The sequence below is a fragment of the Brevundimonas sp. BAL450 genome (genome assembly GCF_015767455.1).
GTDB lineage: Bacteria > Pseudomonadota > Alphaproteobacteria > Caulobacterales > Caulobacteraceae > Brevundimonas > Brevundimonas abyssalis.
Genome location: NZ_JADWOW010000032.1, coordinates 37,557 through 51,361 on the forward strand (window position 1 = coordinate 37,557; position 13,805 = coordinate 51,361).

Consider the following 13,805-nt stretch of genomic DNA (forward strand, 5'->3'; position numbering starts at 1 on the left):
GAACCCGCATAGTTAATGACAATTCGGGGGAGGGAGGCGGCCATGGCCCATCGGGCGACAGGCTATCTGAAGAAGGTGCTGAGCGATGACGAGGTCATCATGCGCATCACCCGGCGGCACTGGATCGTGCGCGTGTTCAGGACCATGTGGTGGGCCCTGACCTTCTGGGCCATGGTGGCGGGGGCGGTCTGGCTTTACCGAACCACCCACGCGGGTGACGACCGCTGGATGTGGGTGGCGGGCCTGGCCGTGATCCCGCTGTTCGGCTGGATCTGGGAGCATCTGGTCTGGCGCAATCAGATGAACGTCATGACCAGCCGCCGCATCATCCAGATGGAAGGGGTGCTGAACAAGAAGGTGTCCGACAGCCTCCTGGAGAAGCTGAACGACGTGAAGACCGAGCAGACCCTGATCGGCCGCATCATGGGCTTCGGCGACATTCTGATCCTGACCGCCAGCGAGCAGGGCGCCAATCACCTGAAGACCATCGCCGACCCGCTGGGCTTCAAGCGCGCCATGCTGGACGCCAAGGACGCCCTGGACGACGAGCACGCCGGGATCGACTGACGGCTACTCGGGCGCGCGCGCGCGCAGGGCGCGGGCGGGGCGGCGGCGCGCCTCGGGCATGGCGGCCTGGAAGGATTTCCGGAACGCATCGCGGCGCTCGTGCACCGAGGCCAGGACCAGGCCCATGGGCACGCCCAGATCCACCAGGGTGTTCTCGGCCAGTTGCAGGCTGGCCTCGATGGTCTCCGGCACCGCGTCGGTGACGCCCAGGGCATACAGGCGCTCCGCATGGCGATCGTCGCGGGCCCGGGCGATGATGATCAGATCCTCGCGCAGGGTGCGGATCACCCCCACCACCTCGTCCACCTTGCCCGGGGCGTCCATGGTGATGACCAGGGCCCGGATGCCGTCCACGCCGCACAGCTTCAGCATCTCCGGATTGGCGGCGTCGCCATAATAGACCGGCTCGCCCTTGCGGCGGGCGGCGGTCACGGCCCTGGAGTTGGAATCGATGGCGATGTAGCTCTGATCATGGGCCTTCAGCATCTCGGCCACCAGCTGTCCCACCCGGCCGAAACCGACGATCAGCACCGTGCTCTCGGGCGGGGTCAGCTCCGGCGCCTGCTCCACCTCATCCTCATTCTCCAGACGACGCGGGCGGCGCGTGATGCGCGCGCCGATGCCGGCCAGCAGCGGGATGGCGAACATGGTCAGGGTGGCGGACACCAGCACCGACTGGATGAAGGCGGGGGAGGCCACGCCCTCGGCCACCCCGGCGCTGAGAATGACGAAGGCGAACTCGCCGGCCGGTCCCAGCACGAGCGCGGTCTCCAGGGCCTGGCGCGACTTCAGTCCCGCAACGCGCGCCAGGGTGAAGATCACCGCCGCCTTGATGACCACCAGTCCCAGGGCCAGCGACAGGATGCGCAGCGGCTCGGCGAACACGGCGTCGAGATCCAGGCCGATGCCGACGCTGACGAAGAAAACGCCCAGCAGCAGGCCCTTGAAAGGCTCGATGGCCAGCTCGACCTCGCGCCGGTACTCGGTTTCGGCCAGCAAAAGCCCCGCGATCAGGGCGCCCAGGCCCATGGACAGGCCCGCCGCCTGGGCCGCCACGCCGCCGCCGACCACGATCAGCAGGGCGGCGGCCAGGAACAGCTCGCGCCCCGGGGCCCGGGCCACGGAGCGGAACAGGGGGCGCAGCACCAGCCGGCCCAGAATGACGATCAGTCCGACCCCCAGGGCGGCGGGACCCAGGGTCAGAAGGGCCGTGCCGATGGCGGCGGGATGCAGCCCGCCCTCGGCCGTGGCGGACAGGGCCGCCAGCACCGTGACGGTGATCAGCAGCGGCGCCACCGCCAGATCCTGGGCCAGCAGGATCGAGAAGGTCGCCCGGCCCGCGCCCGCGCCCATGCGGTTCCGTTCGGCCAGGACCGGCAGCACGATGGCCGTGGACGACAGCGCCAGGGCCATGCCCGCCACCAGCGCCGTGTCCAGGGTCTGGCCGAGCAGCAGGAACAGGGCGGACAGGGCGGCGGTGCAGGCCAGAATCTGGGCCACGCCCAGACCGAACACCATGCGCCGCATGGTCTTCAGCCGCCCCCACGACAGCTCGAGCCCGATCATGAACAGCAGGAAGGCCACGCCCAGCTCGGCCAGCACGGCCATGTCCGCCCGGTCGGTGATGGTCAGCCACTCGACCCAGGGCGCCACGTCGGCGAACCGGCCCAGGCCGTCGGGGCCCAGCAGCACGCCCGCGGCCAGGAAGCCCAGCACGGGGCTGACCTTGAACCGGCTGAAGATGGGCACCAGCACCCCGGCGGCGGCCAGGAAAACCACCAGATCCTTGTATTCGCCCGCGTGTTCCGCCGCCATCCAGCCTCACCTTGTCAGAACGACCATCTAAAGGGCATCGCGCGCGTCGATGCGAGAGCGGCCGAGGGTTGGATGAACTTTTTTTTAGGTTCGGGGGGCGGTCCGGACCCCTATGGTGCGCCGACCTCGTCCCGGCTCAGGGACCCCTGTGGGAAACACCATGAAAAGACTGATGATCGGCGCCGCCGTCGCCGCCCTGCTGCTGCCCGCCGCCGCCATGGCCGATGACGGCCACGACCACGAGTGCATGAACCAGTCGTGCACGGTGGTGTCGCTGTTCCAGGCGCCGCAGCTGGGCGCCACGGGCTATGAGAGCATCGAGACGCCGCGCTACGGCACGTGGGGCTTCGACCTGGAAGGCCGCGACACCAGCGTGCGTCCCGGCGACGACTTCTTCCGCTACGCCAACGGGACCTATGTGGACAATCTGGAGATCCCGGCCGACCGCACCCGCTACGGCTCGTTCGACCTGCTGAGCCAGCTGTCCGAGAACCGCATGACGGCGCTGATCGCGGAGATTTCGGCCGCCGAGGATCTCGCCGCCGGCAGCGACGAAGCCAAGGTCCGCGACGCCTACAACAGCTTCATGGACGTGGCGGCCATCAACGCCCTGGACGCCCAGCCCATCCAGCCGATGCTGAGCGCCATCCGCGCCGTCGACAGCCATGACGCCATGGCCGCCTACATGGGGGCGACCCAGGGCGCGCCCGGCGGCTCGTTCTGGGGGACCTACATCAGCGACGACGCCCGCGACCCGGAAGCCTATGCGGTCTATCTGAGCCAGGGCGGCATCGGCCTGCCCAACCGCGACTATTATCTGGCCGAGAATTTCGCCGAGAAGCTGGCCGCCTATCAGGTCTATGTGGCCCGCATGCTGGAGATGGCCGGCTGGGAGAACGCCGAACAGGCCGCCGTCGATGTGGTGCAGATGGAGACCGCCATCGCCACCGCCCATTGGACCCGCATCCAGAGCCGTGACCGCGACCTGACCTACAACCCCATGTCCACGGCCGAGCTGAGCGCCTATGCGCCGGGCTTCGACTGGTCCGCCTATTTCGAGGCGGCGGGTCTGGGCGAGCAGGACCGCTTCGTGGTCAGCCAGAACACCGCCTTCCCGGAGATGGCGCGCGTCTTCGCCGAGGCGCCCATGGAGACCCTGCGCGCCTGGCAGGCCTTCCACACCGTGGACCAGGCCGCGCCCTATCTGTCCGAGCGTTTCAGCGACGCCCAGTGGGAGTTCCGCTCCCGCGAGCTGACCGGCGCCCAGGCCCAGCGGCCCCGCGACAAGCGCGGCGTCAGCTTCGCCCAGGGTCGTCTGGGTGAAGCCCTGGGTCGTCTGTACGTGGCCCGCTGGTTCCCGCCGGAGCACCGCGCCCAGATGGAGGAGCTGGTCCAGAACCTGAAGACCGCCATGGGCGAGCGCATCCGCAACCTGGACTGGATGAGCGAGGAGACCCGCGTCCGCGCCCTGGACAAGCTGGACAAGTTCGGCGTCAAGATCGGCTACCCCGACGAATGGCGTGACTATTCCGACCTGGACATCCAGGCGGGCGACCTGTTCGGCAACTACCTCCGCTCGGGGCAGTGGCGCTGGAACTATGACCTGAACCGCCTGGGCCGGCCGGTGGACGACGCCGAATGGTTCATGACGCCCCAGACGGTGAACGCCTACTATTCCTCGACCAAGAACGAGATCGTCTTCCCGGCCGCGATCCTGCAGCCGCCGTTCTTCGATCCCGACGGCGACCCGGCGGTCAACTACGGCGCCATCGGCGGCGTGATCGGCCACGAGATCGGCCACGGCTTCGACGATCAGGGTCGCAAGTCCGACGGCGACGGCCGTCTGGAGGACTGGTGGACGGAAGAGGACGCCGCCCGCTTCGTCGCCCAGACCAACATCCTGGGGTCCCAGTATGACTCCTATGAGCCGATCCCCGGCCACTTCATCCAGGGCGCCCTGGCCATGGGCGAGAACATCGGCGATCTGGCCGGCGTGACCCTGGGCCTGGAAGCCTACCGGGTGTCGCTGAACGGGCAGGAAGCGCCGGTTCTGGACGGCTACACCGGCGACCAGCGCGTGTTCCTGGGCTGGGCCCAGGTGTGGCGGGGTCTGTACCGCGACGACGCCCTGCGCCAGCAGCTGGCCCAGGGCCCGCACTCGCCCGCCGAGTTCCGCGTGATCGGGCCGGTGCGCAATGTGGACGCCTGGTACGACGCCTTCGACGTGCAGCCGGGCGACCGCTACTACGTGGCGCCGGAAGACCGGGTCCGCCTCTGGTAAGGCGCGTCAAAGCGAACTGAGGAAGGGCCGGAGCGGCGACGCTCCGGCCCTTTTTCGTGGGTGAGGTTGTTCTCCCGCTCATCCCGGCCTTCGCCGGGATGAGCGGAGGCGCGCGCTCAAGCAGCGAGGCTCCGCGAGCCGAGCGTTAGCGCACCAAAGATGAGTCCCAGACAGAAAAAACCCGCCGCGGGGGATACATCGCGGCGGGTCTTCTCGCTCTCTGTCGGAGCGGGCGCTTCCTCCCCGAAACGCCGGAGAACCATCAGCTCGCCCGAAGGCGCGCCGTGCTTCACACAAGTGCAACAAAACGCCAAAATTGCGGGCGCGTCAAGCCGCCGCAGCCTTGAAAAGCCGGGCAAAAGCAAGGTGATCGCTGATAACCCACGCAATGGTGAAGGTTATTTGCCGTGATCCAGAATCGCCCGCACCGTGGCCGTCAGATCGGCGCGATCCACCAGCGACTGGCCCGGCCGTTCGCTGCGCCAGGCGTCGTTATCGGCGACCTTGCGAGCCAGTTCGCGGCCCAGGTCCAGATCCTTGATGGTGACCTTGCCCGCCGCGATCTCGTCGCCGCCCATGATGACGGCGGCGGGGGCGCCGCGCCGGTCAGCGTACTTCATCTGGGCCTTCATGCCCGCCTTGCCCAGATAGACCTCGGCCGCGATCCCGGCGCCGCGCAGCTCTGACGCGGCGGCGAAATAGTGGGCCATGTCGTCTTCGGAGAAGGCGATGATGACCACCGGGCCGCGGGCGTCCCCGGCGGGGTCCTGGCCCGCCGCGCGCAGGGCCGAGACCAGGCGCGACACGCCGAAGGAGAAGCCCGTGGCCGGCGTGCGCTCGCCGGTGAAGCGGGCCACCAGATCGTCATAGCGTCCGCCGCCGCCGATGGAGCCGAAGCGCACCGGACGGCCCTTGTCGTCGGTGGTGTCCAGCAGCAGCTCGGCCTCGAACACGGCGCCGGTGTAGTACTCCAGCCCGCGCACCACCGAGGGATCGATGCCGGCGGCTTCGTCGGCCACGCCCATGGCCTTCAGCGCGGCGCTGATGCGGCCCAGTTCGTTCAGGCCCTCGGCCCCCGCTTCGGTGCCGCCGACCACGGCGTCCAGGGCGTTCAGCACGCTGTCGCGAGACCCGGCCTGAACCGCCAGGAAGGCCAGCACGGCGTCGACGCCTTTCGTATTCAGCCCGGCGCCCCTGGTGAAGTCGCCGGAGTCGTCCAGACGGCCTTCGCCCAGCAGCAGCTTCACCCCGTCGGGGCCCAGCCGGTCCAGCTTGTCCACCGCGCGCAGCACCGCCAGGGTCTGGCCCTGTTCGGTCACGCCAGCAGCCTGAAGCACGCCGTTGACCAGCTTGCGGCTGGCGATCTTGATCACGGCCTGACCGGGCGCGAGGCCCGCGGCCTGCAGACCCTCGACGGCCATGGCGATGATCTCGGCGTCCGCCTCGGGCCGGTCCGAGCCCACGGTGTCGGCGTCGCACTGGACGAACTCGCGGAAACGGCCGGGGCCGGGCTTCTCGTTGCGCCAGACGGGCCCGAAGGCGTAGCGGCGGAACGGCTTGGGCAGGGTCTCCCAGGTCTGGGCCGCGAACCGGGCCAGGGGCGCGGTCAGGTCATAGCGCAGGGCCATCCACTGATCGTCATCGTCCTGCAGGGCGAACACGCCTTCGTTGGGGCGGTCGGCGTCCGGGAGGAATTTGCCGAGGGCGTCGGCGTATTCGAAGGCCGAGGTCTCCAGCGGCTCGAAGCCCCAACGCTCGTAGACCTCGGACACCGCCTGGACGATGCGGCGCTCGGCCACCAGGTCGTGACCGCGCCGGTCCTGGAATCCGCGCGGCGCGCGCGCTTCGGGACGGACGGGTTCGGTGGTGGTGTCGGCGGGGGATGTCATGGCGCGCGATTACGCCATCACGTCCCCCGCGACAATGGTCAGGCTCCCCGCGCGCTCAAGCAGCGAGCCGCCGCGCGGCGAGCGTTAGCGCACAAACATGCGCTCAAGCAGCGAGCCGCCGCGCGGCGAGCGATAGCGCGCCTTAAGCCCGCTTGAGCGCCACGCCTTTTCCGTAGGTCAGGCGGCGCCACACCCATTCCAGCGGCCCCATGGTGAACCGCGACAGCCACAGGGGCGACCAGATCAGCTGCACCACCCAGATGCCGATGATGAACATCCACATCTCGGGCCAGCCCACCTGGCCGAAATAGCCCAGGCCGCGCCCGCCGTAGAATATGGTGGTCATGATCAGGGTCTGGGTCAGGTAGTTGGTGAAGGCCATCTGCCCGGCCCTGGCCAGCGGCGTCAGGATCAGCTTCAGCCCGAACCGCGCCAGCAGGATCAGGGCGCTGGCGTAGGCCAGCGACACCAGCGGCGACAGGAAGGTGTTGGCCGGGCGCATCAGGGTCTCCACCATGGGGAAACCGGCGGCGATCACGGCCGAGCTTTCTCCGTGGATCAGCCACACGGATCCGGCCCCCAGGGCGATGAACAGCCCATACACCCACGCGGGTGCGCGGCCGGCCAGGAAGCCGCTCTTGTAGAGTCCCATGCCGATCATCATCAGGGCCGCGGTCGCCGGAATGAAACCGATGGCCATGAACGGAACCACCGACACCCAACTGCCCATCAGGGTCAGCGTCGTTTCGAGGGCCGTGCCCTGATATTCGGCGATCATTTCCGCGATCCGCTGGGGCGAGGCGTCCCAGTTCATGTCCGCCAGAGCCTCGGGCGGCGCCATGCGCATCAGGGCGATGGCGCCCACATAAAGCGCCGACAGGGTCACGTTCAGCGCGACCCCCACGATCAGCAGCCGCTTCGCACTCCAGGACCGCACCAGCAGGACCACGAGCCCGGTCAGGGCGTAGAGCAGCAGGATGTCGCCGAACCAGAAGAACAGGCCGTGAGCCAGGCCGAACAGCCCAAGCCAGAACAGGCGCTTCCTGAGCAGCTTGCCGCGCGTCAGGTCGCTGCGTTCGCCGCCGATGAGGAACAGCGACGCCCCGAACAGCATGGAGAACAGGGTGCGCATCTTGTCCTGGAAGAACACATGCATGGTCTGCCAGGCCGCCGCCGCCTCGCCTTCCAGTCCGCCGGGCTGCAGCGACGGATTCATCATGACCGGTTCAGGCATGGCGAAGGTGATGGCGTTGACCGCCAGAATGCCCAGCACGGCGAAGCCGCGCACCACGTCCAGGCTGAACAGCCGGTCGGATGTGCGCACGGGCGCGGGCTCGGCGACGGGATCGCGCTCTGATGTGTTGACGGCTGTTTCGGTCATGTCGCCCCTCCCAGACATTCGCGCGGGAGGGTCGCCTCGATCCGCCCGATCGGCAAGCCGGGATTCATGAAAGGACTGTAATGATTCCGCGGCGGCGGGGCCTAGACGCCTTCGGTTTCGCCCAGCAGGCCGGCGCGCGGGCGCACCGGCGGGGGCTTGGGCGTGAAGGCGATCAGGGCCACGCACAGCCCCGCCCACAGGGCGTAGCTGAGGCCGATCAGCATGGCCAGCGGCAGTCCCGCCACGCCATAGATCAGCAGGGTGGTCTCGGCCGCGCCCAGGCTTTGCGCCAGGGCGCCCGCCTCCACCCAGCGAAGACCCATCATCACCAGGGCCGTCAGAATCTGCAGCACCGCCGCCAGCAAGCCTCCGTAGAGCAGGAAACGCCAGATCACCCCCAGACGGGTGGACGGGGAACCCGACCGTTCACGCTCGCGCGCCAGCATGTACATGCCCAGCGGCACCGCGATGACGCCTGCGATCAGAACCTGCAGCCGCCAGTCCATGTCGAAGCCGAAGCTGATCTGCGACGGCGGCATCAGCGGCAGGGTCAGGATCAGCGGCGGCCAGGCCACCGCCGCCAGACCCCCCAGCAGGGCCCACAGGCCCGGCGAGCCGCGCCACTTGATCGGCGCCTGACCGGGCAGATCGCCCACGTCGCGGATGTCCTTCAGATCGCGTTTCATCGGGTCGGAACCGGGGTTGCGCCGGAATAGTCATAGAAGCCCCGGCCGGTCTTCTTGCCCAGCCAGCCGGCCTCGACATATTTCACCAGCAGCGGGCAGGGGCGGTATTTGCTGTCGCCGAGGCCCTCGTACAGCACGTTCATGATGGCCAGCACCACATCCAGGCCCATGAAGTCGGCCAGCTCCAGCGGCCCCATGGGATGGTTGGCGCCCAGCTTCAGGGCCGTGTCGATGGCGGTGACGTTCCCCACGCCTTCGTACAGGGTGTAGACCGCCTCGTTCATCATCGGCGCCAGGATGCGGTTGACGATGAAGGCGGGGAAGTCCTCGGACTCGGTGGTGGTCTTGCCCAGGGCCTCGGCGAAGGCCACGGCGATGTCATAGGTCTCGCCCGAGGTGGCGATGCCGCGGATCAGCTCCACCAGCTTCATGGCGGGGGCCGGCTTCATGAAGTGCAGGCCGATGAACCGCTCGGGCCGGTCGGTGACCGAGGCCAGCCGCGTGATGGAGATGGACGAGGTGTTGGAGGCCAGCAGGGTATGGGCGCCCAGGTGCGGGGTCAGGTCGCGGAAGACCGACTTCTTGATGGCCTCGTCCTCGGTCGCGGCCTCGATCACCAGATCGGCGGTTCCGGCTTCGGCCAGGGTCTCGATGGGGAGGATGCGGGCCAGGCCCGCGTCGGCGTCGGCCGCCGTCACGGTCCCACGCGAGACCTGGCGGGCCATGCTGGCGCCGATGGCGCCGATGGCGGCGGGCAGCTTGTCCGCGCCCACGTCGTAAAGCCTGACGTCATAGCCGCCGAGAGCCACCACATGGGCGATGCCCATGCCCATCTGGCCTGCGCCGATGACGGCCACCGTCCTGATTTCAACCATGCGGTCGAACGCCTCTTGAACCGATCGCGCGGAAACGCGCGGACGGCTGTCTTACGCCAAGCGGGGGCGGGCCGGGAAGGCCCTTTCCCCCGTCAGGGTGTTCGAAGGTTCAGCCCAACGCCTTCATCAGCTCGGGGATCACCGTCTTGTAATCGCCGACGATGCCATAGTCCGCCACCTGGAAGATGGGGGCGTCGGCGTCCTTGTTGATGGCCACGATGATCTTGGAGTCCTTCATGCCGGCCAGGTGCTGGATGGCGCCCGAGATGCCGATGGCGATGTAGAGCTCCGGCGCCACGACCTTGCCGGTCTGGCCCACCTGATAGTCGTTGGGGGCGTAGCCCGCGTCCACGGCGGCGCGGCTGGCGCCGACGGCGGCGCCCAGCTTGTCGGCCAGCGGGTCCATCACGGCGTGGAACTCGTCCGCCGAGCCCAGGGCCCGGCCGCCGGAGACCACGATCCTGGCCGCGCCCAGCTCGGGACGGTCGGACTTGACCATTTCCTCGCCGACGAAGTCGGTCTTGGCCGCGTCGGCGCCCTTGATGGTCTCGACCTTGGCCGAGCCGCCTTCTTCCGCCGCCGTGAAGGCGGTGGGGCGCACGGTGATGACCTTGGTCTTGTCCGAGCTCTGGATCGTCTCCAGCGCGTTGCCCGCATAGATGGGCCGCGTGAAGGTGTCGCCGGAGACCACCTCGATGATGTCGGAGATGGGGGCCACGTCCAGTTTGGCGGCGATGCGCGGGGCGAAATTCTTGCCGTCCGACGAGGCGGGCGACAGGATGGCGTCATAGTCCCCGGCCATGGGGACCACCACGGCCTCGACGGCCTCGGCGATGGTCTTGCCCAGTTCGGCGGACTCGGCCAGCAGCACCTTGCGCACGCCCGAGATCTTCGCAGCGGCGTCGGCGGCGGCCTGGGCGCCCTGGCCCACCACCAGGATGTCGATGTCGCCCGCGTTCAACTGCGCGGCGGCGGCGACGGTCTTGTGGGTGGTGTCGCGCACGTGGGCGTTGTCGTGATCGGCGATGACGAGAACGGCCATTACAGGACTCCTTCGGACTTGAGCTTGGCCACCAGTTCGGCGGCGTCGGCCACCTTGATGCCGGCCGAGCGCTTGGGCGGCTCGGTGACCTTCAGCACCTTGAGGCGCGGCGCCGTGTCGACGCCGTAGTCGGCGACCGCCTTCATGGCGATCTCCTTCTTCTTGGCCTTCATGATGTTGGGCAGGGAGGCGTAGCGCGGGGTGTTCAGGCGCAGGTCGGTGGTCACCACCGCCGGCAGGGTCGAGGCCAGGGTCTGCAGCCCGCCGTCGATCTCACGGGTCACCACGGCCTTGCCGTCCTTGATCTCCAGCTTGGAGGCGAAGGTGCCCTGGGGCCAGTCCAGCAGGGCGGCCAGCATCTGGCCGACGGCGTTGTTGTCGCCGTCGATGGCCTGCTTGCCCATCAGGACCAGGTCGGGCTTCTCTTCCTCGACCACCGCTTTCAGCAGCTTGGCCACGGCCAGTGGCTCCAGATCGGTGTCGGACTGGATCAGGATGCCCCGGTCGGCGCCCATGGCCAGGGCGGTGCGGATGGTCTCCTGCGCCTGGCTCGGACCGATGGAGACGACCACGATCTCGTCGGCGGTGCCGGCGGCGTGGTGCTCCTTGCCTTCCTTGAGGCGCACGGCCTCTTCGACGGCGATCTCGTCGAAGGGGTTCATGCTCATCTTCACATTGGCCAGGTCGACGCCCGACTGGTCCGCCTTGACGCGCGCCTTGACGTTGTAGTCGATCACCCGTTTGACGGGGACAAGAACCTTCATGCCGAACCCTTTTTGAAACTTTGGTCTGGAAAGCCGCCCGGCCGCGGCCTTATTGGTGCGGCAGCACATGGAACGGCCGTCACGGCCTGTCAACGTAACGCCAAGTCAACTTCCCGGGGATTCTCGCGCGTGTATCTGAGCTTCAAGCGGTTGGGCTTCCTGTTTCTGATCATTTTCGCCGTGCTCCTGATCGGCGTGGTGCTCTTCCGCGTCTTCTGGACGGCCCCCGGAGAACGATGCGAGGCCCGGGGCGGCTGGTACGATCTCGAGACCCGCACCTGCGCCCAGCGCATCTATGTTCCCGACATCACCGGTCGTCAGCCGGGGGAGAGCCGCGAGGAGGCCTCCCGCCGCAACGCCAGTGAACTGGTCCAGATCGAGCGCCGGATCGCCGCGCGCGAGGCGGCCCGCCGCGACGCCGTCGAGCAGGAGCGCGCGCGCATCCGCGAGGCCCAGCGCGACGACTGAAACCGTTCCGGCAGGCTGATGGAGACGCTTCCGTCCCGCCCCGGCCCGTGGAACAGTCCGGCCTTCTGACCGGGCTGGACGTCCATGACCGCTGACCCTTCCCTCATCGCCCGGCTGAACGGGGTGGTCGTCCATCACGCCGACCGTGGCCCTATCGGCCCGGTGGACCTGGCCGTGACGCGCGGCGAGATCGTCGCCGTGGTCGGGGCCTCGGGCTGCGGCAAGTCGACCCTGCTGCGGCTGCTGGCCGGGCTGGAGACGCCGGACGCGGGCCGGGTGGAGCGGCGGGTGGACAAGGGCCGCACCGGTCTGGTGTTCCAGAACGCCACCCTGATGCCCTGGGCCGCCGCCGTGGAGAACGTGGCCCTGCCCCTGCGCCTTGCCGGGCAATCGAAGGATCAGGCCCATGTGCGGGCGCGGACCGCCCTGGCGCAGGTGGGGCTGGGCGAGCGGGCGGGGGCGCGGCCCCATCAGCTGTCCGGCGGCATGGCCATGCGCGCGTCCCTGGCCCGGGCGCTGGTGACCGACCCCGACCTGCTGCTGCTGGATGAGCCCTTCGCGGCGCTGGATTCGGCCACCCGCCGGGCCCTGATCGAGGACATTCACGCCCTGTGGGCGCGGCGCCGGCCCGCCGTGGTCTTCGTCACCCATGACGTGGAGGAGGCCGCCTACATGGCCGGACGGGTGCTGGTGATGCGGGCCGTCGACGGCCGGATCGCCGCCGAGATCAGCACGCCCGGCGCCCTGCCGCGTCCGGCGGGCCATCGCCTGGACCCGGCCCACGCCCGCGCCGTCGAACAGATCGCCTCGGCGCTGGACGCGGCCATGGAGCCGGCGGCGTGAGGCGGGCGGGCGACATGTTGGCGCCCCTGATCCTGCTGGCGTTGCTGCTGGCGGGGTGGGAGATCGCCTGCCGGGCGCTGGCCGTGCCCGCCTATTTCCTGCCGCCGCCCAGCGCGGTGCTCATGGCGCTGGTGGAGACCGGACCGCGTCTGGCCGCCTCGGCCTGGGCCACCTTCTGGATGGCGCTGCAGGCGCTGATGGTGGCGGGGCTGGCCGCCACGGCCCTCGCCCTGACGGTGTCCCTGAACCCCACGGCGGAGCGGGCGGTGCGGCCGCTGGCGGTGACGCTTCAGGTGACGCCGGTGGTGGCCATCGCGCCGCTGGTACTGATCTGGGCCGGGCTGGACAACGCCGACCGGGCGGTGGTGGCGCTGGCGGCCACGGTGGCCTTCTTCCCTCTGTTTTCGGGCGTGCTGACGGGGCTGAAATCGGCGGACCCGGATCTGGAGCGGCTGTTCGACCTCTATGGCGCATCGCCGTGGCAAAGGCTGTGGCGGCTGCGCGTGCCCGCCGCCGCGCCCTTCGCCCTGGAGGGGCTGCGGGTGGCGGCGGGCCTGGCGGTGATCGGGGCGGTGGTGGCCGAGTTCGTCTCGGGCACGGGTCAGACCCAGGGGCTGGCCTGGCGTCTGCTGGAGGCGGGAAACCGGCTGCGCACCGCCGAGCTTCTGGCCGCCCTGACCTGTCTGGCCCTGATGGGGGTGGCGCTGAACGCGCTGATCGGCGGGATCGAGCGCGCGGTGCTGCGTCGGCGGGGCGGAAATCGGGGCCTCCGTTAGCGACGGGTTAAGGCCGTGGAGCCTAGCCTCGCCCCCTGTCCGGCCGATGATGCGGCCATGATCTCCAGGGGGCTTCGGCCATGGCGCCACGACGAGGGAACCACAGCATCCTGTGTTCGGGTCTGCTGGCGGCCGGCCTGGTCTTCACGGCCTCGTCGGCGGACGCCCAGAGCGCCGGGAATCAAAGCCCCAGCGGTCAGGCGGGTCTGCGCATGCTCAGCTGGCCCGGCAAGGCCGAGGCGCCGCGCGCCCAACAGCGGCCCGCCGCCGACGCCCGGACAAGCGACGTGGGCCCGCCGGCGCCGCTGCAGATCCAGCCCAGCGTGCTGCCCGACTACACCGCTTCCGCCCGAACCTTTCCCCAGAGCCTGACGCCCGCCAACGCCTTCGGCTCGACCCCGGTGTCCGCCGGCGGACA

General features: G+C 69.3%; 13 protein-coding genes. 6 read left to right on the forward strand and 7 right to left on the reverse strand.

Annotated features, from left to right (window positions below; all coding sequences use genetic code 11):
• The first annotated feature begins 42 nt into the window (after window positions 1–42).
• Window positions 43–567 carry a PH domain-containing protein gene (locus tag IWC96_RS02400; protein WP_021698433.1) on the forward strand — a complete coding sequence of 175 codons (525 nt, stop codon included), beginning with the start codon at window positions 43–45 and terminating at the stop codon, window positions 565–567.
• A 3-nt stretch (window positions 568–570) separates the two neighbouring features.
• Here IWC96_RS02400 and IWC96_RS02405 read toward each other — a convergent pair whose 3' ends face one another.
• Window positions 571–2,382 carry a cation:proton antiporter gene (locus IWC96_RS02405; protein WP_196838289.1) on the reverse strand — a complete coding sequence of 604 codons (1,812 nt, stop codon included), beginning with the start codon at window positions 2,380–2,382 and terminating at the stop codon, window positions 571–573.
• Between the two features lie 160 nt (window positions 2,383–2,542).
• Here IWC96_RS02405 and IWC96_RS02410 point away from each other — a divergent pair, with 160 nt between their 5' ends.
• Complete coding sequence (locus IWC96_RS02410) at window positions 2,543–4,663, forward strand: M13 family metallopeptidase (RefSeq protein WP_021698431.1); 2,121 nt, start codon at window positions 2,543–2,545, stop codon at window positions 4,661–4,663.
• Window positions 4,664–5,061: 398 nt separating this feature from the next.
• Here the strand turns inward: IWC96_RS02410 and hisS are convergent, their stop codons facing one another.
• From hisS to IWC96_RS02440, 6 genes are all read right to left on the reverse strand, one after another.
• Window positions 5,062–6,552, reverse strand: a complete 1,491-nt coding sequence (hisS, locus tag IWC96_RS02415; RefSeq protein ID WP_021698430.1) for a histidine--tRNA ligase — start codon at window positions 6,550–6,552, stop codon at window positions 5,062–5,064.
• A gap of 142 nt (window positions 6,553–6,694) precedes the next feature.
• Window positions 6,695–7,933, reverse strand: a complete 1,239-nt coding sequence (locus IWC96_RS02420; RefSeq protein WP_021698429.1) for a DUF418 domain-containing protein — start codon at window positions 7,931–7,933, stop codon at window positions 6,695–6,697.
• A gap of 101 nt (window positions 7,934–8,034) precedes the next feature.
• Window positions 8,035–8,619, reverse strand: coding sequence for a phthalate transporter (locus tag IWC96_RS02425; RefSeq protein ID WP_196838290.1), 585 nt, complete (start codon window positions 8,617–8,619; stop codon window positions 8,035–8,037).
• On the reverse strand, window positions 8,616–9,494 hold the full coding sequence (locus IWC96_RS02430; protein ID WP_021698427.1) for a 3-hydroxybutyryl-CoA dehydrogenase: 879 nt from the start codon (window positions 9,492–9,494) through the stop codon (window positions 8,616–8,618). Before IWC96_RS02430 ends, IWC96_RS02425 begins: the two co-directional genes overlap by 4 nt.
• A gap of 109 nt (window positions 9,495–9,603) precedes the next feature.
• Complete coding sequence (locus IWC96_RS02435; protein WP_196838291.1) at window positions 9,604–10,536, reverse strand: electron transfer flavoprotein subunit alpha/FixB family protein; 933 nt, start codon at window positions 10,534–10,536, stop codon at window positions 9,604–9,606.
• Window positions 10,536–11,300, reverse strand: a complete 765-nt coding sequence (locus IWC96_RS02440; protein ID WP_045319362.1) for an electron transfer flavoprotein subunit beta/FixA family protein — start codon at window positions 11,298–11,300, stop codon at window positions 10,536–10,538. Before IWC96_RS02440 ends, IWC96_RS02435 begins: the two co-directional genes overlap by 1 nt.
• Before the next feature lie 129 nt (window positions 11,301–11,429).
• Between IWC96_RS02440 and IWC96_RS02445 the strand changes: the two genes are divergently transcribed.
• The 4 genes from IWC96_RS02445 to IWC96_RS02460 form a co-directional block, all read left to right on the forward strand.
• Window positions 11,430–11,768, forward strand: coding sequence for a hypothetical protein (locus IWC96_RS02445; protein ID WP_021698424.1), 339 nt, complete (start codon window positions 11,430–11,432; stop codon window positions 11,766–11,768).
• An 84-nt stretch (window positions 11,769–11,852) separates the two neighbouring features.
• Window positions 11,853–12,611, forward strand: a complete 759-nt coding sequence (locus IWC96_RS02450) for an ABC transporter ATP-binding protein (protein WP_021698423.1) — start codon at window positions 11,853–11,855, stop codon at window positions 12,609–12,611.
• 14 nt (window positions 12,612–12,625) lie between these two features.
• Window positions 12,626–13,387, forward strand: coding sequence for an ABC transporter permease (locus IWC96_RS02455; protein ID WP_196838294.1), 762 nt, complete (start codon window positions 12,626–12,628; stop codon window positions 13,385–13,387).
• Between the two features lie 80 nt (window positions 13,388–13,467).
• A partial coding sequence (locus tag IWC96_RS02460; protein ID WP_196838292.1) for a hypothetical protein occupies window positions 13,468–13,805 on the forward strand: 338 nt, incomplete at its 3' end.